General features: G+C 63.1%; 22 protein-coding genes. 16 read left to right on the top strand and 6 right to left on the bottom strand.

Annotated elements, in window-relative coordinates; translation table 11 throughout:
• Nucleotides 1-48 precede the first annotated feature (48 nt).
• Entirely contained in the window at nucleotides 49-1,110 is a 1,062-nt protein-coding gene (locus ACSU04_RS01875; RefSeq protein ID WP_439288256.1) for a ParB N-terminal domain-containing protein, read from the top strand.
• A gap of 100 nt (nucleotides 1,111-1,210) precedes the next feature.
• On the opposite strand, the gene ACSU04_RS01870 is transcribed toward ACSU04_RS01875, so the two are convergent.
• The 3 genes from ACSU04_RS01870 to ACSU04_RS01860 are packed head-to-tail and all read right to left on the bottom strand — an operon-like array spanning nucleotide 1,211 to nucleotide 2,429.
• Entirely contained in the window at nucleotides 1,211-1,720 is a 510-nt protein-coding gene (locus ACSU04_RS01870) for a hypothetical protein (protein ID WP_439288255.1), read from the bottom strand.
• Entirely contained in the window at nucleotides 1,717-1,917 is a 201-nt protein-coding gene (locus ACSU04_RS01865) for a hypothetical protein (protein ID WP_439288254.1), read from the bottom strand. The genes ACSU04_RS01870 and ACSU04_RS01865 overlap by 4 nt, the downstream gene beginning before the upstream one ends.
• Nucleotides 1,914-2,429 carry a hypothetical protein gene (locus ACSU04_RS01860; RefSeq protein ID WP_439288253.1) on the bottom strand — a complete coding sequence of 172 codons (516 nt, stop codon included), beginning with the start codon at nucleotides 2,427-2,429 and terminating at the stop codon, nucleotides 1,914-1,916. Before ACSU04_RS01860 ends, ACSU04_RS01865 begins: the two co-directional genes overlap by 4 nt.
• An 85-nt stretch (nucleotides 2,430-2,514) precedes the next feature.
• Between ACSU04_RS01860 and ACSU04_RS01855 the strand changes: the two genes are divergently transcribed.
• The gene (locus ACSU04_RS01855; RefSeq protein WP_439288252.1) at nucleotides 2,515-3,126 is read left to right on the top strand and encodes a hypothetical protein; all 612 of its coding nucleotides are present in this window, start codon (nucleotides 2,515-2,517) and stop codon (nucleotides 3,124-3,126) included.
• Nucleotides 3,127-3,507: 381 nt separating this feature from the next.
• On the top strand, nucleotides 3,508-4,044 hold the full coding sequence (locus ACSU04_RS01850; protein WP_439288251.1) for a hypothetical protein: 537 nt from the start codon (nucleotides 3,508-3,510) through the stop codon (nucleotides 4,042-4,044).
• Nucleotides 4,045-5,807: 1,763 nt separating this feature from the next.
• Here the strand turns inward: ACSU04_RS01850 and ACSU04_RS01845 are convergent.
• The 3 genes from ACSU04_RS01845 to ACSU04_RS01835 all read right to left on the bottom strand — a co-directional run bounded on the left by ACSU04_RS01845 (nucleotide 5,808) and on the right by ACSU04_RS01835 (nucleotide 8,528).
• Entirely contained in the window at nucleotides 5,808-6,503 is a 696-nt protein-coding gene (locus ACSU04_RS01845; protein WP_439288250.1) for a hypothetical protein, read from the bottom strand.
• Nucleotides 6,500-7,774, bottom strand: a complete 1,275-nt coding sequence (locus tag ACSU04_RS01840; protein ID WP_439288249.1) for a hypothetical protein — start codon at nucleotides 7,772-7,774, stop codon at nucleotides 6,500-6,502. Before ACSU04_RS01840 ends, ACSU04_RS01845 begins: the two co-directional genes overlap by 4 nt.
• Nucleotides 7,775-8,036: 262 nt before the next feature.
• Nucleotides 8,037-8,528 (bottom strand): hypothetical protein, encoded by a 492-nt coding sequence (locus ACSU04_RS01835; RefSeq protein ID WP_439288248.1) that lies wholly within the window; start codon nucleotides 8,526-8,528, stop codon nucleotides 8,037-8,039.
• A 295-nt stretch (nucleotides 8,529-8,823) separates the two neighbouring features.
• On the opposite strand from ACSU04_RS01835, the gene ACSU04_RS01830 reads away from it, so the two are divergent.
• The 13 genes from ACSU04_RS01830 (at nucleotide 8,824) to ACSU04_RS01770 (ending at nucleotide 20,196) form a co-directional block, all read left to right on the top strand.
• Nucleotides 8,824-11,595, top strand: coding sequence for a DNA primase family protein (locus ACSU04_RS01830; RefSeq protein WP_439288247.1), 2,772 nt, complete (start codon nucleotides 8,824-8,826; stop codon nucleotides 11,593-11,595).
• Between the two features lie 594 nt (nucleotides 11,596-12,189).
• Complete coding sequence (locus ACSU04_RS01825) at nucleotides 12,190-12,654, top strand: hypothetical protein (RefSeq protein ID WP_439288246.1); 465 nt, start codon at nucleotides 12,190-12,192, stop codon at nucleotides 12,652-12,654.
• 300 nt (nucleotides 12,655-12,954) lie between these two features.
• Entirely contained in the window at nucleotides 12,955-13,359 is a 405-nt protein-coding gene (locus tag ACSU04_RS01820; protein ID WP_439288245.1) for a hypothetical protein, read from the top strand.
• 324 nt (nucleotides 13,360-13,683) lie between these two features.
• Entirely contained in the window at nucleotides 13,684-14,232 is a 549-nt protein-coding gene (locus ACSU04_RS01815; RefSeq protein WP_439288244.1) for a hypothetical protein, read from the top strand.
• Between the two features lie 209 nt (nucleotides 14,233-14,441).
• The gene (locus tag ACSU04_RS01810; protein WP_439288243.1) at nucleotides 14,442-15,032 is read left to right on the top strand and encodes a hypothetical protein; all 591 of its coding nucleotides are present in this window, start codon (nucleotides 14,442-14,444) and stop codon (nucleotides 15,030-15,032) included.
• Nucleotides 15,033-15,343: 311 nt separating this feature from the next.
• Entirely contained in the window at nucleotides 15,344-16,387 is a 1,044-nt protein-coding gene (locus ACSU04_RS01805) for a hypothetical protein (protein ID WP_439288242.1), read from the top strand.
• Between the two features lie 61 nt (nucleotides 16,388-16,448).
• Complete coding sequence (locus tag ACSU04_RS01800) at nucleotides 16,449-16,652, top strand: helix-turn-helix domain-containing protein (protein ID WP_439288241.1); 204 nt, start codon at nucleotides 16,449-16,451, stop codon at nucleotides 16,650-16,652.
• A complete protein-coding gene (locus tag ACSU04_RS01795) occupies nucleotides 16,645-17,478 on the top strand; it encodes a hypothetical protein (RefSeq protein ID WP_439288240.1) in 834 nt (277 codons plus the stop codon). Before ACSU04_RS01800 ends, ACSU04_RS01795 begins: the two co-directional genes overlap by 8 nt.
• Before the next feature lie 125 nt (nucleotides 17,479-17,603).
• On the top strand, nucleotides 17,604-17,831 hold the full coding sequence (locus ACSU04_RS01790; RefSeq protein WP_439288239.1) for a hypothetical protein: 228 nt from the start codon (nucleotides 17,604-17,606) through the stop codon (nucleotides 17,829-17,831).
• Nucleotides 17,831-18,082: a hypothetical protein gene (locus ACSU04_RS01785; RefSeq protein WP_439288238.1), complete on the top strand. Its 252-nt coding sequence runs from the start codon at nucleotides 17,831-17,833 to the stop codon at nucleotides 18,080-18,082. The genes ACSU04_RS01790 and ACSU04_RS01785 overlap by 1 nt, the downstream gene beginning before the upstream one ends.
• Nucleotides 18,083-18,241: 159 nt before the next feature.
• Nucleotides 18,242-18,469, top strand: coding sequence for a hypothetical protein (locus tag ACSU04_RS01780; RefSeq protein ID WP_439288237.1), 228 nt, complete (start codon nucleotides 18,242-18,244; stop codon nucleotides 18,467-18,469).
• Complete coding sequence (locus ACSU04_RS01775) at nucleotides 18,466-19,032, top strand: hypothetical protein (protein ID WP_439288236.1); 567 nt, start codon at nucleotides 18,466-18,468, stop codon at nucleotides 19,030-19,032. The genes ACSU04_RS01780 and ACSU04_RS01775 overlap by 4 nt, the downstream gene beginning before the upstream one ends.
• Nucleotides 19,033-19,344: 312 nt before the next feature.
• A complete protein-coding gene (locus ACSU04_RS01770; RefSeq protein WP_439288235.1) occupies nucleotides 19,345-20,196 on the top strand; it encodes a hypothetical protein in 852 nt (283 codons plus the stop codon).
• The last annotated feature ends 22 nt before the right edge of the window (nucleotides 20,197-20,218 follow it).

The raw sequence follows: 20,218 nt of genomic DNA, 5'->3' as shown, positions 1-20,218 counted from the left end.
AAGCTACCGCCGCACGCAGACGTCTCTGGGAACCCATAGCCTGTACAGGTGCCCACCACTTCAGTGACCACTCTCCCACTGCACCCGTTCGCGCTGCTCCTGCCAGCGATGCAGCCGGATGAGCTGGACGCGTTGACGGCAAGCATCGCCGCCAGCGGTCAACAGGTACCGGCCACGTCGTGGACAGATGCCGCCGGGATCGAATGGTTGCTCGACGGCAGGCACCGCGCTCGAGCGTGTGCACAGCTCGACGTCCCGCTCGTCGTGGAAAGGCTGAGCGGTGACGAACACGCAGCGCGCGCCTATGTGCTCGCCGCAAATATCTACAGGCGCCATCTTTCCGCCAGTCAACGCGCCGTCGCGGCATCCGCACTCAGCACGCGCGGCCGTGGTCGGGTCGAAATAGGCAGCCCTGCATCTTTGACTCAAGCCGAAGCCGCCGCGGCGGCTGGCGTGTCACTGCGTCTCGTGCGCGCCGCCAGGACCTTTGCCGACGATCAGAAGCTCACGCAGAGTGTTCTTGCCGGTGCGCTCACCGTGACGGCTGCGGCGGCTGAGCGGCGTGCGGCGCACGCGGAACGGATCGCGGCGGCACGGCAGAGTGTTAGCGACGAATGGTTGACGCCTGCACATATCCTGCACGGCGTCGAACGGGTGCTTGGCGGGATTGATGGTGATGTGTGCGCTGAGCCCGGGCGGCGGGTGCCGGCGCAGTGGTGGCTTACGGAAGACGATGACGCGTTCTCCGTCCCGACGTGGGCGAACCCGGACGGGTCACCGTCCACGATCTTCATGAACGCGCCGTGGGCATCGGCGGGTCAGTTCGTGAGGCGCCTGTTACGCGAATTCGATGCAGGGAACGTGAGCGCCGCGGTTGTGCTTCTGCCCGCGCGCTTGGGCAGCGAATATGTCGCGTCACTCACATCCCGCGGGTGGCCACGCGTGGAATTGACCGGGCGGCTGAAATTCCTACCCGGCCGCGGTGCGATCCCGGGAGGTCAGGGCGTCAGTCATTTCTCGAGCATGTTAATCGGTGTCGGTGTCGAACCTGCTGCAATAAATGCGGAGTTCGGTGCGCTTGGCCCGGTTCTAGTTGCGTTCGGGCCGTAAGCGCCGCGAACCCGCCGCGATCCCAGGGCGCAGCGGGTCGCTTCGCTCCCTTGCCGGAGCCTAGCGAGGGCTTCGGACACCCGTGGGCGAGAGTGTCGGTCTAACCGTCGCGCCTGAGCCTTCCGCCGCGTGACGGCGGCGGATTCTGTAGAACGTAACCGCCGGGCAGCCCGCCAAAGAGATGCATCCACATCAGAGACGCGGCCTCCGCAACGGTGAACAGCTGCGACGCGTCAACGTAGGGCAACCAATACTGAATGTCCGCAGGCATCATGACCGTAGCGACCGGCGCACCCGTCCGTCCGACAAGCTGCGTGCCGATACCGATGCCGATCTCTACCGCGACTCCCTCACGCGCGTCACCGATGGCCTGAACGAACGCCTGGCCGCTAATCGGGTCATCGTCGCGACAGAGCAAGAGCCATGGACTCGCATCTGTCCCGTCCAGCGCACCGAGCAGACGAACGATTTCACCGAGCCCGCCGCGCAGCCGTTCCCACGGGTGACTAACGCACTTCTCCCAGATCGGTACAGCCGCGTCGGGCTGTAGCCGCAGGTCGAAGTCGAACGCCGTCAGGTCGTCGATGCGCGGTTGTTCGAGAAGCATCATGAGCCCGCGCTCATTTGACTTGCCGCACGCATCAGGGCCGAAGCAATTTCGCGCGCGGTCTCAGGAGAGAGCGTCGCCCTTGGTTCTGCACTCGTGATGACGACCGTGCCGCATTCGTCGTGTGTCGAAATAGTCAGGTCGTTGAGCGAGAACAGCGTGCGAAAGGTTGCGGTGTTGGTGCGGGTGAACGGGCTCATGACGCATCCATGCGCAGTCCGAGCGCGGCTCCGTGCCTGCGTGCCATCCGCCGCACGAGAATGCGCAGCGCCGCCGGTGTGAGCCGCGGGCCGTGCTCACCGTCCGCGAGAAGGCGGTGAGCGTTACCGCCGGATGTCGCGAAGGCTGCGTGCGAGAACATCAGAATCCAGCGGCCCGCGCGCAGCTCGCCTTCGCCAGGTTCGCTGACGAGCGTGCCGGTATGAACGGCGAGCACCTCGCTCGTCGTCACCCACGCACCGTGACCCGACATCCGAATGTGCATCCCGGGCCGGATCTCCGACGGATCGATGTCGTGCGTGTGCTGTTCGTTCACGACGCGCAGGTGCGAGAGCAGCCGATGCCCGTGGCCGGCCGGCACGGCGCCATCGCGCAGTGCGATGATCTTTACCCAGCCGCGCGTGCCGTCTGGTGCGTGCGCAATCAGATGAATGCCGCCACGGGTGAGAAGCGCGGTGCCGGTGGTGAAGAATTCGCCGAGAGAAAGTCGCATGTGTTCTTCATGCGCGGTGCGACCACCTGCGAGGTTCACGCTCTAATCTGATGGTGAGTGAATTGTTGAGTCGAGGGAGACCGCGTTGGAGCCCGTCCGTTTTGCCCGCATGACGCCTCGGAGGCTTGAAGACCTGACGCTCGGGACGCTTTATCTGACGACCAGAAAGCGCAATGCCTGGCACAGCACCCGGGTCTCGCATTACCGAGGCGAGACCAGCCTGAAATCTACCTGGAACGAAGCCGCGCAAGCGGCGGAGCAATGGCGCAAACAAGGCTCCGAGTTCGTGATCCTGGAGGTGCCGGCGGTCATTCTCCATAGTGAAGAACGCCGTGGTGCGATCCTGCGGGTTGCGATCACCGAGTTCCACTCGCACAATTCCTTCGAGCGCTGGGACTTGTTCAACGCCCGTCTTCTGAGTCGCGGGATGCGCCTTGGCGGCGCGTTCATAAGACTCGGGCATCCGGCCAAATGGACTGGTGAGGCACCCAGCGAGCAGTCCTTCGTGAGCGGATTCCTAGGCGATAACGAAGTCGTCAAACGTGTTACTACGAAGCCCAAGCGCTGGCATTCGTACCCGCAGGGCAGCGACTTCCTGCTCGGCTGGCAGGAACAACGTGGCGAGTACTCGCCGAAAGGCGTCCAGCGAATTCGGCGGGCGTTCCTAGAACAGAATCGCGTTACCGCGGGCGACTGACGGACATCACCGTGCGGGTAGTTCTTCGTTCCAAGTGTGAGCGCAGCGAGCACAGTGGCGATGCGTGATCGTGACGGCGCAGTGAGATACGTGAGCGTGTGACGAAATTCCGCGCTCGCAGGGAGCGCAGCGACCCCGCGAAGCGGTAGCGAGTGGCGTAGCGATGCGTGATCGTAATGCTGCGGATCGAAGGCTGAGCTTGCCTCGTGATCGGGAGACGCGGGTGTCGAACACGTGAATTTGGGCGAAGCACGCAAGCGTGACACGCCGCGACATCCCTTGAGCCTCAAGGGATGTCACAATCGTGTCGACAAAGTGGCACCCGGGCCGCGCATGGAAGTGGTGCACCGGGAGACCTACTTCCGGTGCAGAAAGCTCAAAATGTCAACCCTGACCGTTGCTCCCGTCGTCCACGTCACCGCTGCAGATTTGATGCGCGGACGGCCCGCCGTTCACCCGAGCGTTCACAGCTCGTCGTTGTTCAAGCCAGGCTCGCAGCACTGGAAGTTGCGTTACCGCTCCGACCGTCACGAGGTCGAGCAGATTTGGTGGGACGGCAAAAGCCCGATGACCACCACGGATGGCGAGTTTGAAGTTGCAGTCCCGCTTGAACTCTCCGCCGCCGGCTGGGCAGAGGCGCTCAACCGCTTCGCCACGCGGCTTGCCGACCTCGGCGCTTTTTACAAGCGCCGCCGCATGAACCGTGCTGCGAACATCCAGCCCGCCATGCCGCGCAATCACAGCGAGTTCCTGCCCGACGGCTTTGAGGTGCTCCGAGGCACATGGCTCGGCCGTATCGAGTTCTTCCAGCAGCTGGCGGAAGCATATGAAGTCGTTGGCCTTTCGGTTGACGCCACACGCGAGCAGGCTGCTGAGCTCCAAGCAGCAGTCAAGGCAAGGGCGGCCGTCAGCACGTGATTCGTTCGCGAAGCGTGCGATGAACCCGTAAGTGAACGAAGTTCACGCGCGCCTCGTACATATAGGACACCTCTCTTCTGTGGTGGTGGAGACGAAACAAGACCCTGACCAACTGGTCAGGGTCTTGTTGTTTTGCGGGTCAGGGCGCGTTTGTCGTGATGACTACTTCGCCAAAGCCTGCGCCGATTGCGGGCACGAAGATCGTGACCTCGAGGTCGCCGTAGATGAAGGCGATGGTGTAGTCCTGTGACGTCCTCGTAGGTCTCCCAGTCCATCTCGGGTGGCAGCTAAAAATCTGTCAGTGTGCCCATCAGATAATCTTCAGACATTTCTTCGTACCTGAAGCTCGTGGCAGGTATTGCCACGCCATTCACTGTCAAGCCCTTGGTTTGATAGAGGCTCAGTGGGACCCGGGGCTTGACACCTGTCCGAACGTGTCGAGTCAAGCAACTGCCTGACCAGTCGTCTTGACGGGAGCGGGCGCGGGTGTGGCTTCTACGACAGGTGCCGGTGCGGGTGCGCGAGCCGCTTCAACGACGGGCTCGGGTGCGGGAGCTGCGACGGGTGCGACTGACCCGACCGTAGGTTCGGTTACGACGGTCGCGGGAACCGCAATAGCCATCTTCGAGCCACCAAGGGCGATGCCGTGCTCTTCGTACTCACACAGGTCCGCGCGCTCGGCGACAGCTGCGTTGGCGGATGCTGTGACGGCGGTTGCGACGTGTGTACCGGCTACGGTCGCGATGACGCACGACAGTGCAACGGCGATGGCTGTGATGGTGAAGCGCTTGCTGTTCTTGGTGGTGGTCGCTCTCTTTTCGGCAGTGTTTCCGCGTCTGATGAGACCCTCGGGCCGCGCCGAACCTCTGGAGCAACTGCTTCAAAATTTCCTTCTTGACCGCATATAAGAGAGAAGCGCTCACGCGCTGGCGCGCGCTCGCTCTTCGTGATGCTGCGGATTGGGACTGATCGATGCGTGATGAGTTCGACACCCGCTGCGCGTGCGGCTCACTTGCTCGCTGCGCTCACTTGGAACGAAAGTTGTGCGCGACGTTCGGGAGATCGGCGATGGTAAAAGGATGCCGGTCTTCGTTGCCATGTGTCGTGACGTGCCTCACGTGATCGAGACGGGTCATGATGAACAGCCGCCGGCAGCTGTAGCTTCACGAGTTCACAGAGACTCGTCAAGCCCCGCCGGAGGCGGGAGCGCGTCACGGATTCGGAAAGGCTCATGACGAACAGCCGCGGCGGCTGCGTCGAGGGATCGTGACGGGACGTAAAGAGCGGCCGCAGGCGGCAGGGCATCATGTCATCGCTACGGGTCATGACGCGACGTCGCGTCATATGCGGGAGGCTGTGGACGGTGCAGCCGGTATGGGAGTGCTGAAGGGATGTGAGTTCGTTGCTAGAGATGTCGGCACAGCCGGCATCGAACGAGTGAGCGCAGCGATCATCAGTCACAAGAGGGCGGGCTGTTCGTCACGATCACCGGCGCACGATCACGGGTGCGGCCGAAACACAACGGCGGCGCAGCCAGGAAAGATGATGAAGAACGGCCGCGCGCAGCGAGAGAATCAGCCGTTGGCGGAAGCCGTTCAGCGCACACCTCGAAAGGTGGGAGCGGGCCCGGCGGCTTTTGAACGCAACGCGGCCAGTAAAGGGACCAGAATTACGGCAGAAACCCGATGAAAACACCACGCTTTTTGTTGACAGAATAGGCCCGTTCTCCGGTGGTTGGAGAACGGGCCTATCGGGTGTGTATGTCAGGCCGCCTGGTCGCGGGCCTGACCGATGGCGTAGCGGGACTCGCCACTCGCCGCGGATGCGCCACGTACCGACAGCCGGCCGGCGCGAACTTCCGCCACGGCTTCCGCCAGCGACATCGTCGGCTCGACCGGCTGTTTGACTGTGGCCGGCTTGCGCGGTGCGGCGGCGTCGGCCAGCGCAGCAACCGGGCGGACGGTGGCGGGCTTCGTGACTGTGGCCGCGCTCTCCGCCGCCCGTGTCTTCCGTGCAAGCGAACGACGTGGAGCGTCGGCCAGGACCGCACGGAGTGCTGAGTGACTGGAGAAGAGCACTACAAGCGGTAATGACGCACCTACCGCCGCGGGCAGCCATGCCGCGGGATCGATAGTCAGCGCATGTGTTACCTGGACGGCGACAGACAAGCCGGTCAACGCAATCATCGACCAAGTCTCTGCGGTTGCGCGGCGGTGACGGGATCGAAGGATTGCCGACACCAGTGCGAAAGTGACCAGGCCTAGGTCAATGACGATGGGAATCGTCGCGGCATGAACTGGATTCAGACCCAGCCGCGTGCCCGCCCACCAAAGCGCCGGGAAGCCCGCCGTAAACGCGAAGGCCGCCAGCGCGACGGTCGCGGCCACGGTGAGCAGCTGAGCACGGCGGCCGTCGCCGCGCAGCTGGATGCGTTCGGGTTCGGGCGCTTCGGTGCTCATGCGTTCGTCTCCTTGGTGGTCATGTCTTGCGCTAGGTGCTCAACCGCCTGCGGGCTGCGATCCGCAACACTCATATGCGCGGTATGGATGGCGGCCGCGCCCGCGACTGTCGCCGGGTGCTGCAGTCGCGGTGCAAGATCGCTGCGAACAGTGGTGACCCATGCACGTAGTTCTTCGCCGCGGAGCTCGAAGAGTCGGCCGTGCATCTCGAGGACGTCGTTGACGCTGTCGCGGGCGACAACGCTGTGCACGCGCGCGTTGTCGTGGTCGAGCGGCCAGGCCGCCTTACTTGCCAAGCGCAGCTCGTTGATCTCTGCCGTTCTCTCGTCGATCTGTGCCTGGCGAACTCGTGCAGCTTCGGCGCGAAGATCCAGCGGTGTCTTAAAGGGGGCGTCAGGCGTCGCGGCGATGCGTTCTAGTGCGGCGAACAGTGAGCGGGTGTCTGTGACTTCAGCAGTACGCAGTCGGGCACGTGCCCGACCAAGTGTGCGGTCTTCAAAACCGCGGGCGCGTGGATCGATGCCGTGAGTGCCCAACAGCAAGACGTAGACGTCGGTCGGCAACAGCGCGGTTCCGTACGCGAGGCCGGGATGTACGAACACGTTGAGTAGCGTGCGGTTGCCTGCGACGATGTCCCGAATGCGCTGTTGCGCTTCAACCGTCTGCGTGCGTTCCCAGTCCGTGCCCTTCGCGCGCTTGACCTTGATCTTCTGCGTCTGACCGTTGCCCGTGCTGCGTCGGTCGACGACGTCGGCGGCGGCCAGCGAGATGATCCGGTTCTGTGCAGTCGAACGCGCGCAACCCATGTCGACCGCCAGGTCGTCGGCAGGGACGTAGATCGCATCGCCGAACGTCGCGGCCTCGCGGACGGTGGCGAGGGTGATGGCGGCGAGGGCTTGAATGTTGTTCCGGTGAGCGTACGCGGTGACGTCAGGGCTCGGTTCCGCAAGCATCCACGCAACGCTTTTCGTTGCACTGCGGATCGGGTCGTGAGAGTGCTTACGTGTCGCTTTCATCGACCGTGCAAGTGTGGCCCATAGACCGCCGTTGTGTGCGAGGTCGTGCAGGTCGCCGGCGACGCCGTGCGGTTCTCGCTGTAGATAGTGCGCGATGGAGGACGGGTGGATGCCGAGTTCGAGCCCGTGCGTTATCACGGCTGCGGCGGCGAACCGGGCCGGCCTGCCTACCTGTTTGCGCAGGGTCGGGCGGATGAGTGCGCGGACCTCTTTGTGTGACTTGAAGGCGAGCTTGGGTTGTGATTCAGACGTCATGTGGCGGCTCCAGATATAACTTCCCGCCAGGGAAGTTATTTTGGCAGCAGGCCCAGGTAGACCTACTCACCCAGCTCCTCGGGCCGGAGCAAACGATCTGCGCAGAGAATCTGGTTCAGAGATCGAACAGGGCCGCTGCCCGGTGACGGTGGCAGCGGCCCTGTTCGTCGTCATGCGCGCGAGGATTCTGTCGCTCGCGGTCGCCCGGCGGATTTCCGTTTCGCGGTTTTCGCGTTTCGGTCTTCCGCGCCGCGTTTTCGCGTCAGCGGAAATTCGCGTGAACGAGTTTCCGAATTTGCGTCTGCAGTTCCGGGCGCAGCCGCGCGTATCGTGCGCGGTCGATCTTGCCCGTTGCGTCCACGAGGCCCGCGGGAATCGTCGCGCCGCGCGGAGCCGGACCCTCGACAGCGGAGCGAAGCGCCTTGAGTTTTGGATCCGTGACCTTCGACCAGATCACGCGGCCATCCGAGGTGCGGAATTCGGCGCCGATCTGTTCGGCTGCGATGTTGCGTTGTTCTGCGGATTTCGGGTTGGTTGACAGGGCGACGACCCAACCGCTGTCGTCAACGCGAACCGTTTTCGGAATGACGATCGAAGGCTCGGCCTTCCGGCGCGAATCGACGTCGCCCTCGCCTCTCGCGGCCTTCTTCCTTGCGTACTGAGCGCGCTCGTAGATCCTGCGCGCTTCCCGTTGAGCGGGCGTCGGCGTGTGGCGCGTGCATCGGCGTCCGCCTTCATCAGCTGCTCTACACATCTTTTAACTCCTGTGGTGTGAACGGGATACTGCGTGTGTCCCTGGTATCTGTCATGTACGCGGCGTGCACAAAGAACGCGCGCGCTGCTCGTCGTTTGTGCGACCGAACAGGCTGAGCGGCTGTGTGTGTGTGTGTGTCCCGTGCCTCACCTATGCGTGCGTGCTGATCGCCCCGCGACGGATCGCATCGAAGAATTTTGTGCGCAGATCTGGAGCTCCGGCCCGAGGGAGTCTCTGAAGGCGACAGGGACCGATGGTCGGTTACGAAAGTTCGCCCTCGGATAGAGCGATTGAAATGACTGATTTGGTTCTCGACCAGGCCGCGTGGAACGTGCAATACAACGCGCTGTACGCACCGCACCTCGCTGCACTCTCAGTAGCCACCGGCGGAGACGCAGCGCGACTGACACTCTCCGTCATCGGAACGAACAAGCAGCACCGCGCACTCGCGCCGGTGCGCATCGATGACCCTGATGCCGCTTGGAAGGCTGTTCAGCGTGACGCACGTGCGAACGCATCTTGCTACCTCGGCATCGCCGCCGCGGTTCCTTCACACCTGACCGGCCGCATCAATAAGGACGTCGTTCTTGCGCTACCGGCGCTCGTTGCTGACCTTGACACCGCAGACGGTGAACACAAGGGCCAGCTTGCCAAGGGCTTGGCGCTACCCACGATGGATGAAGCGCTTGGCTGGGTTCGTGAGCTGCCTGTTCCCGCAACCCTCGTGACAACCACAGGCGGCGGGCTTCACGTATGGATGCGCGCGGAAGAACTTATCGTTCCCGGGACCACGGACGGTGACGCAGCGCTCGTTGCGTGGAAGGCGTTCTGGGTTGGACTGGCGGATCGTGATGGACGGCACATCGATAGCGGCGTGCTTAGCGACGTCGCGCGCATCATGCGCATGGCAGGGACCGGAAGTCACAAACCCGATGTTGCCGCCGGCTTCACCGTGCAGATCGCACAGCACAATCAGGACAGCGTCCTGACACGCGCGCACCTTGAAGCGATGATGCCGGAGCCTGTTGCGGTTGCGGTTGCCTCGAAGGTTGCGCCGCAGCGTAAGGCTGTTGCGGCGGGATCTAAGGCGGTTGTTGCTTCGACCGCGCCGGGTACGCGGCCGGGAGACGTATTCAACCGTGAGTGCGATGCAGAGGCGCTGGGATATTGGAGCATCGAGCTGCTCGGAGCCATTGAGCCCGCGCCGAACCTGCTGATCCTGCCGGTACCGACCGAGGACGGCGAGTTCGAATACGGTGACACACCGAATGCGAGCATCGCGGCCGGCGATTCCGGTGAAGTTCTGCTGAAGGTATTCGGCGAGCGGGTCAAGGCGGCTTACGGGATCGAAGGGCACGACCGGTTGACCGCGTTTGATGTCATCTGCCTGGCCGTGAAAGAGAAGGGCGCCGGGAACCCTGCGGCCGTCGTTGCAGGGATGTTGAAAGATGTGCGCGTCGTCGTTGACGGCGTCGCACAGTATGACAACCTGCTCGAGGCGGTCGAGAGTTACGATCCCGCTGCCGCGGTAGTCACTGGAACGGGCTCACAGGTCATCGAAGGTGCCGTTCGTGACACGTCGTACATCGACGAGTTGGTCCAGGCTTTCGGCCTCGAGCTCGGATTCACGGACCTTGGTGGAGCGAAGCTGATGCACCGCCACATCGTCGAGAACGGCTCAGGCGTGAGGCACGCACCTGAGCTCGGATACCTTTTCTACACCGGTGCCGTCTGGCAGCGCGACAACGGCTCCATCGGCCGTGGATTCGCACACGATCTCGCTGAGCTGGTTGCTGATAAGGCAGTCCGCGCACGCTGGGCAGTCGGTGATGACCCGGGCAAGGACGCCTCGCCGGAAGCGCAGAAGGCATACGCACAGCGCGCCGCCGCCGCTAAGGCACTCGCCGACTTCGGCCGCCGGCTGTCGTCGACACGCGGGATCGATTCGGTTCTCACTGAGCTCCGTGCGCTGAAGGGTGTTCCCGCCCGAAGCCGCGAGTTCGACACACAGCGTCACCTGCTGGCCGTCGAGAACGGCGTGGTTGACTTGAAGACAGGCGAACTGCTCCCGCACAGCCCGGATCACATGATTACGCGCCAGGTGCATCACAGCTACGATCCCAACGCACCGATTGTGGAGCCTGAGCGCTTCCTGCAGTTCCTTGCAGAGATCTTCCCGGCCAAGCCCGCTGAGATGACAGCGTTCATGCAGCGGATGCTCGGATATGGCGTCACGGGTGAGACCTCGGAACACGCGTTCGCGATCTTCGTCGGCAAGGGCCGTAACGGCAAGTCTGTGCTGCTCGAGACCATTGCAGCGATCTTCGAGGAACTTCACCAGACCGCACCTTTCAGCACATTCGAGGACTCGAAAGGTGGCATTCCGAATGATGTCGCCATGCTCGACGGCGCGCGGCTTGTGAGTGCATCCGAGGGTGACTTCGGAAGGCCCATGAGCGAGAGCACGTTGAAGCGCGCATCCGGCGGCGACGCGATGCCGGCCCGATTCCTGCGTCAGGAATTCTTCACCTTCATGCCAAAATTTCTGCTGATGCTGGCGACGAATCACGAGCCGCAGTTGCGCGGGCAAGATGACGGGCTCTGGGAGCGCATCATGCTGATTCGTTTCGAGAAGTACTTCACGAAGGAAAAGCGCGACAAGGGTCTGATGGCAAAGCTGATGGCTGAGGCAGAACAGATCGTTTCGTGGGTGATCCGCGGTGCGATGACCTGGTACAAGAACGGGTTGCAGACTCCCGCCTTCGTGGACGACGCTACCAAGGCCTATCGGAAGAGCTCGGATCAGATCGAAGGGTTCCTGCCGGGCATTTATGAGGCGACACCAGCGGTGAAGGATGAGTTGGAGGTCGTGCCACTGGTCCTCGCATCTGAAATGTTCTCGGATTTCCGCTCCTGGGCTTTCCAGGGCAACCACCAGTCGATGCTGAAGTGGAGCATCCGCGCGTTCTACAAGGCTCTGCTTGAGCGAGGGTTCGAACGGGTTGAGGGCGCCGGGCGCACTGCATTCATCCGCGGAGTCGTTCGAGTGGCACCGCTGGATGACTAAGCCTCACTTCTAAAACTGCTCACAACGGCCCTGGATCACCCAAAACGGTGGTTTAGGGCCGTTTTGGGTCCGAATAGTGAAGAAGTGAAGAAGTGAAGGTGTTTTACAGTTACCTACACATGAAATTGAAGAACTCAAAGCTATGTGTAAGTAACCCGAAAAGTGCTTCACTTCTTCACTTCTTCACTTCTCCACTTTCGAGCCATTTCCACTCCCGAACCCGGACACCGCAACACAGGGCATTCGTCCAAATCACGCGGTGATCGCAACGGGCTCTTTAACTTATTGCAACGCTGTCACGTTGATCGTGAAACGGGATCGCAGACCGAAAACCAGGTTTCACTCATTCGGTCCCGTGAGCTTGCTCACACATCACGCCGCATGAAGCTCATCCTGAGACATCCCGCCGCAGTGATCGTGATGAGAGGACCGCAGCAGCGCTGCGGGGTTCGCTACGCTCACCCACAACGCGCGCAGGTCATTCGGTCCTGCTCACGTTCACGTCACGCGATGAGCCGCAACGCCGGCGCTGTGACTGTTCGACGCGACGACCAGACCGACTCGGAGCGAAGCGACACCGCGCATGAACACCGCATGTCACAGACTCACGTGCTCATCACCGACGGCGGTTGCTATGTCATCGACCACCACAACGAGCTCGGCATCTGGATCTACCGCAAGGCCGCGAGCTTCCGCCCGGGCTTCTCATGCCCGCCTAGCCCGCTGAACTCCCTGCACGCCGGCTTTGGGCACGAAACCCGACACAGTCTCATCACATCGCCGGCAGAGATTCAGATCGGGCAGAGCGTCCTGATGATTGCCGACCGGCACAACTGGACGGCGACATCACTCGTGCGGGAGATTCACACTGGCGACGTGTTCAACCCTTACGAGGTCGGTGTCGATCTGGCGGTCGGCCGTTACTTAGTCGCCCGCGAGGATGCCGCCTGGATCGTGGACGATGACACGTGGACGGCACGCCTCGCAGAGGGTGCACACGGTGAAGCTGTACAGGGCACACAGGGCTACGCGTTGACCTTCGCCATGCGGCTCGACTGACCGACGCCACACGCGCGCACAGCACGCGCTGTGCAGCCCGCAGGGACCACAGCAGCGGCACATCGGACAGGCGCAGGGTCATTGTTCCCAGGCCGGCAGAACGCCGCACAAACCTTCGTTGCAATGCCGTGATGACCGCAGTGAGCGTTGTGAGTGCGTTGTGCCTCTGTATAGAGGTGCATCGATCACCGCGCTGGTTAGGGACACACGGGCTCCGAGAACTCGTGTGCGCAGATCGCCCGTGCCGGCCCGAGGAGAACTGTGAGGGCGGACAAGCCGCCACAGATTCAGGAGGCCATCGTGGCTAAGAACATCACCCGCGTGACGGACACCACCGCAGTCAACGCCGCAATCACCGCCACCGAGGGCCGCGCAACCCAGCGTCTGCTCGAGGCTAGAGACCTGCAGCGCGCAGCTCGCGAGGCAGAAGCAATGCTCGACAGCATGAGCATCCGTCAAGCCGACCGCCTGGGTCTCGTCGTCCGTCAGAGCGGCTCTGTGTCCCTTCCGAACTCGTACGGCGGCGGAGCCGAGGCCACCTGGATTGAAATCACCCGCGCCCGTGACGGCTGGCGGCTGACGAGCACCGAGCGCACCTGGAACGATGCCGGCGGAAGCAGGGACTGGTTTTTCACCGTCCTGCCGACCGCTGAGAGCATCCTGAACGGCGCAACTAAGCATCTCAGGGCCGGCAAGACAGGCTGAGCCGGAGACCAAAGCCCAGGCCCGGGAGAGAGTCGCTCACTCTCCCGGGCCTGTTCTATGCCCGCGATGGCTCGTCGATCAGTGATCGGCACGAGAACAGCCGCCGCCGGCTGTTCGTGATGCCCGCGTTGGTTCATGTCCGCGCAGCCGCTCACGCGGCATCGCGGACATGCTCTCGCACGCATCTTGCGGGCACCGCGCATAGAGGAAGGGACACACGGAACCGGACAAAGGTTCCGGACGTGCCGCGCACATAGGAGATAGAGGCAACACCGCCTCACCACCACCACAGCGGCCGGAAGGCCGCAACGTTAGGAACACATCATGAATGAAAACCTGGTCGCAACAGTCGAGGAAATCATCGACGAGCTGCCCGAGAATTGGGAAGCGTACTTCGACGGCGGGACGCTGGAGCTGACCGCGCCGAACTTCGACCAATTCAGCCTCGACGCGTTCGACGACGAGGCTGAGGACGTAGTCGAGCGCCTCGAATCAGAGGTCGCAGACCTGCTCGCAGAATTCGACGGCTACCAGAAGCTCCACTTTGGCGAGACCGGTGTCCTAGAAGGCTCCGACGGTCGCGGCTGGGAAGTCACCGGCTACGAGCTGACCACGGTCGAGCTCGAAGTGAACGCCGAGTTCGACTCCAAGGACCAACTCATCCACGAGGTCGCACGCTGGGCACGCGCTTCGGAGCTCTCGGACGAGGTTGCTGATTCGGAACAGCACGCCACGGACATCGAGGAGGAACTGGGCAGCCTTGAGTACGACGCGGCGAACCTGCTGCACTTCCTCTCGGACGACGAGCACGACGAGGAAACCATTGCAGTAGCCGTTCAAGCCGCGGAAGACGCGGTCAAGCTCCGCAGCTGACAAGAAGGGCCCGGGAATCTCCCGGGCCCTTCTTCATGACCGCAACGTTCCGTCAGCGATCACGCGATGTTCCGCTATGCCCGCGTTGCGGGACTTATCGCTACAGCCGCAAGCGGCGCCGTGAGCTGGTTGCAGCGCAAACTGTTCGGCGCCATCAGGTGACACACAGAGCCCGGAACTGTTCCCGGGCTCTTGTTCTTGCGCAGATCGTGTTCGCCGGCCCGAGGGATCTCATGAGGGCAGATCCGCTGCCCGGAATCGAGAACACCATGGCCTTTGTAGACATCGCTTTTCACTTGACCACCGCCGGCTGGACCGTGACCGACACCCGTGACAACCCGGTCAGCTGGATCGACACCGACGACCGATCCGTCGAACTCGTCGCCTCCCGCGGCACAGTCGCGACGCTTCGGATCGAAATGCCGAACGACGACCTCGCGCTAATGGTTGGCATCGTCCCGGATTACGATCCCGCCGCCGGCTCCACGCTCGAAGTCTTCGTTCGGGACACGAAGATCGATGCATCTGTCGATGCACTCTGCACAGCCCTCACGCGTTTCGTTGCCGACGAGGCCGTAGACGGCGACCGAGTCTCGAACGAGAACCTTGACCGTATCGTCGAGCAACTGCTCCCGGACGGCTGGAAAGCAAGCCTGCTCGATGACGACCGGGCTGGCGACGGATCCGGGCGGATGCTCACTCTTTACCCGCCGAGAGGGAGCTTCGTCGAGATCATCTTCCTGGATCAATTCCCAACCGAGCGCCGGCTCCGAGCCGAGCTCCGTTACGTGCTGCCGTGAACTCGTTTGCGCAGATCGAGTCGCCCGGCCCGAGGAGATAAGTACAACGGCACAGAACCCGAAAGGAACCGCATGAAGTAACCCGTCCGCCGTCGCTCATCGAAAAGCCCTGACCTCACCTCCGTGGGTCAGGGCTTTTTCGTGCCTGGACACACGAAGTCGCGCACTTGGCGCATAGGGCAGGCATGACAACCACTTCATACAGCCACCCGTCCGCCGCCAACTCCGAGATTTCGGGAGCAGAAAAAGCCCGTCTCAAGGGACACACGTACTCAAATCGGAATGTTTTCGCCGCCTCGTACATGACAAATATGGCTACGAAAACAAACACCACCACCAAGTCCACCACCACCAAGTCCACCACCACCAAGTCCACCACCACCGAGCGCACCGCCGCAGAAAAGGCACTGCTCGCTGACATCGCCGCCCGCTGGGCCGACGAAGTGCGTCGCGTCGCATCGCACGCAAAGCACGCCAAAGGTCTCCCGATTGAAGTCGACGACGTCGTGTCCCGCTTCTGGGACGCCGTCGCAGAAGCGGTCGTCGGCCGCGACGACCTGCCCGACGCCTACTTGGGCGCGATTGCCCGCAACATCACCGCCGACGCCACAGAGGACGCGTTCGGCCAATCCCGGCGCACGTACAACCGCATCCAGGACGCGCGATTCGAAATGCAGGAGATGGCCCGCCTCGAGGGCAAAGCCGCGTTCGAACCGACGGCCCTGGAACTGCACACCTGGATGGAGCTGAACTGGTCGGGCAACGGGCTGGCGCCGGCACCATTCGTCAAGCCCGTCGTTTCTGACGAGACAACTGCATGGGTCAGCGAGCGTATCTCCCGCATCGCGCCGCTCGCGCAGCCCGCCCGCGGAATCGCCGCACGCAACACCGACACTCGCGTCGTGGGCCTCGAGCTCATCGAGACGTCGGGCACCCGCGTTGACGGCGCTCACACCAGCGAGGCACTTGCCGACGAGGCGCTCGTCACGACAGACGAGAACCCGTACGACAGCGCACTGCGCGAGGCCATGGAAACCGTCGAGGTCGAAGCCGTCAACGCCGCCGGAGAGCGCGTCATCAAGTGCTTCCGCTACGACGTCGCCCGCGGCTCGTTCGAGGCTGAAGCGATGGTCGCGGCACAGGAGCCCGGTGCGAGCGACGAGCTTATCGCCGCAGTCGCAGAGATTCAGGTCCACCGAGGCCACCTGGTCGAGTTGCTGAAAATCAGCAACAGCCGCCCGGTGTCGTTCCTGAACCGCGAGCTTGCCGCGATGCTCGGCACCACTGAGAGCAAGGTCCGCCGCCAGCTCACCGAGCTTCGCAAGCTCGCTCGCGAAGCCGTTCTCGCCGTCTGAATCACCCGCCAGGGTCCGGTGATTCAGCCGGGCCCTGGCCTTACCCGCCGGGAGGCACAGCATGACCAGCAAGGCATTTCTGAACTACACCGAGGCAGCACACCTGCTCTCGGTGCACCCGCGAACGATATCTCGAGGCGTGCGCGCAGGGTCGATCCCTAGCGTGTGCGTGGGCGGCTCTTCGAGGCTGAGCATCCCAGCCTGGTACGTCCGCGGCGCGCTCACGGGCAACGCCGGCGTCGATGGCGGTGAGACCGATGACTGAAATCATCGGGCTGCCCAGCGGCACCCATCTCGCGCGCGCGTGGTGGCAGTTCAACAGTGTGCACCGGCCGCAGTCGTTCCGCGACGGCTGGGCGGCAGAGGTCGCGGGAGGCGAACTCCTTCAACGAGTCACAACGAATCTGGGCGCTGCCGCGTACGCGGCCGACTTCATACAGCCAACAGATCGACCCGCAATCCACGGAGTCGGCGCTCTCATCGAGAGCAATATAGATCACATAGCCGTCAGCGGGAACCGGTTGATCCTGGTGGATGACAAGGGCGTGCCGCCCGGGCATCATTCGATCCGTCCCGCGCGCAAGCCGGTCGTTACGACCGAACCCGCGCAGCTCCGCGCTCAGGGCATTGACGGGTCGTATTACGACGGATGGGCGCCGATGTCAAAAGCCGGCACCGGTCAGCGGATCACGCGCGGGTTGCACATCGGAGCCTGGGAACTGCTGCGCAGCGCCCGATCCATGCGGATCGACGTCGAGGTCGATTGTGTCCTGCTGGTGATGCCGGAAGAGCCGGGCACGGTGAGAATCCGACGCCCGGCGCGGGACGTCATCGACCGGCCGTTCACCGACGCGATATTCGCGCACCCGGACGGCTCAAAACTGGTCACACCCGGCCTGGTCCTGACGAACGATGCCGGACTTGCCGAGACGCTAGCGGCGCACATCGATCCCACGGCCGCGCCTGACGAGTGGGTGTTGTCCTGGCTGCGAGGGCTGTATGCCGATTCGGAGCGAGTTCGCCAGGCGCACATCGACCGCGAGCGGGCTGCCGGCGCGCACCTGCGAATCCCGAATCCGTTGACTGCGTGAGCCGAACAGAGCGAGGTCGCAGCGTTCACGACCTCGCTCTGTGAATTTGTTTTGCGCAGATCGTCCGTCCCGGCCCGAGGACACCTATAAGAGCAGATCCGCTGCTCGGAATTTGGAGAACCACCTTGACCGCAGCACTCACGCCCGTCGCGAAAGCGGCGGCCGCAGCACTCACCAGCAATCCCGCGGTGTTCAATCGCAGTGATGGCACACCGTACATCGATCCCACGATCTGGGTAGCGACGTTGGAACAGCTCGCATCCGGCGTGCCCGCTGACGTAATCGTGCGCACGCTCGAAATGCTGGCGCTCGTCACGCGCCAGCAGTCGGACGACGAGGAGGTGACCCTCTGATGTTGGATCTCGCGTTCATTCGCCGCATCGACGCTGCCGCCGGTGCCAACGGATCGGTGACTGCCCTGTTCGATGGCAGCTGGTCCGACGATGAGGCCGCACAGCTCGCACTGGTCGGCTCTGATGATTTCCCTGGACGCCTAGCTGCAGCGACTGTCGCAGCACTGGTGGCCGGTGACGATACTTCCGCGATCCGAGTTTCGCTCGCTCAGGTCGCGGAGGCTCTGGACGGAAAGGAAGGTGATGGATAGGTAGGTGTCTGCCTGAAAGCGCCGCCGGTCAGTTTTATTCAACCGGCGGCGCTTCCGTCCGTCCCGGAACTTTTCTTTGCGCAGATCGGTGGTCCCGGCCCGAGGGAAGAAGCAGAGGCGGAACACACCGGCTCTCACATCACCACCACAGGAGTTCACATGTCCGTTTCCTACCTAACAGGCGCCGCGCTCGCGGTATTCGAGCAACACCGCACACTGTCCCGGTCCACGCTCATCGAGCCCGACCACGCGCAACACGTCGTGTCAGCGGTTTTCGATCTGCTCGCCGAAGAAGCAGACCCGGGCGATGTTGCGCTGCTGCTCACGAAGATTCTTGACGTAGTCGAGACAACACCTGTCGACTACTTCGAACAGAGCGCAGCATGACCGCGGCACGCCTCGCAGCGTTCCAGCTGCGACTCGATGACCTGACCGCCGAGCTCACCGAGCTGCCTCCCGGCGCTGAACTGCGGCTCACGCTACCTCGCCCGCCCGAAGAGACTCGGACACTCCGTGCGCGCATCGCGCCGCCGCTCGGAGTTCGCGAACACGAGGTCCTAAGGACCGTGAGCTCTGGACGCTCATCGAGGGCGCCCCGGTACCTGACGCCTCGCGCGCGGTGCTTGATCTCGTCGCTGACGCGCGCCACGAATACGACACGGCGATTGCTGACCTCGTCCATGGGCGTACGGCATTCATTGATGGTGTGGGCATCGCGCAGGCGCCGGGTGATGCTCGCGCTGCGGCTGGCTGTCGAGGCCGAAGCGGCCGTTGCGCAGATGGGTGCGTCGATTCACTCTGTGATCAATGCGTTGAACGTGGTGCTCGTCGTGAACGTAGTTTGCACCCGGCGTGGGAGCGTCACGGCAATTCGGCATGTCATCACGGAAGCAGGGTGGGGGAGATCGGGACTGCTGCTTGTCGGGGTGGGCCAGGTCACTTCGCAGTGAACGTCTGGGGCCGTTGACTCCAGGCATTCAGACTCACGCGCCTTGCCAGTGTGGCAGGGCCGCGTCCAGTGCTCCGGCACGCTCAGCTGCAGGAGCCGAGAAGCCATCCATCCGACACGTTTTACGATACGACACGCCCGGGCGTCTAACCGCGTAAACCGCGGAATTCCGGGGTAAAACCGGCCAGTGTCGCAAGGACTCGGGGCATACCGTGCATAGACGTAGTGGCGCAGGACACCGCGAGGCCGGGAATACCGGTCTTGGGCCGTGACGAGCAAAAGGCTCGCCACTCGCTCGCGGAGGAAAAATCTCATGTATGTATTCGCCGCTGACGTCCAGGACGTCACAGAGTTCAATCGGCTCGCACCTATCGCGCTCACACCGCATGCATCCGGCTCGTACCGGGTATTTGCACCGCACTTCAAGAGCAGTGGAGCGACGCTCGGGCTTCTGAGTGGCCGAGTGCACAGTCCCGAACACCCGTTCGCGGATATGGCTGCGGCAGTCTCGCCGGCCGTCGAGTTGCTGAGCGATGCGCACAGCAACCCGCTCGAAGGTATTGCACTCGGCAGCAAAATCATCGCCCTCGTTGTGGCCGGGTACGCGGTGCACATCGTGCAGGGTCGATACCTCGGTTTGCGCGGCGGGCAGTACCTGCTGCGTCCGGGGCGGACGCGCGGGGCGCAGGATATGTGCATCGCCAATGACCGTGAGCGGCGGGTGCTCTGGGCACAGAAGGACGGCACCATGGAGGACGCCCTTGCCATTTGGGCTGACGTGGTGGGCCGTTGCCCGCAGGTGCACATCTACGATGCCGACGACGCGGCGCCGATGATGGCCGGCATCCCAGCACCGACAGAATCTGGGGTGATGGCGCGCGCCGCCTTCGTGCTCAACCATCCGGGCTTTGGCGAGGGTCCGAGTCGCGGCGCGCTGTTCTTTGCGACAGGGCACGACGTCGATGATGGCGTCGTGTATGGCCACTACTGGGCACCGGACGACAACACGTTCACGGAGATGGGCGCGTTCGAGGTAGAGCAGCTTCACAGCCTTGGCGCTCGCGTGCGAGGCTTCGTGCCGGTGCGTCGGCCTTGGGCTGTCTGGACGTCTCACACCAGTCGCGCAGATGGCTACGCGCTTCTTGCCGAGCACTGCACCGAGTGACGCCAGCCGATGTGCATGTGAG

The sequence above is a fragment of the Microbacterium sp. A84 genome (genome assembly GCF_051842815.1).
Classification (GTDB): Bacteria; Actinomycetota; Actinomycetes; order Actinomycetales; family Microbacteriaceae; genus Microbacterium.
The sequence above is the reverse complement of the archived record's forward strand: the minus strand, read 5'-3'. Positions and strand labels throughout refer to the sequence as shown.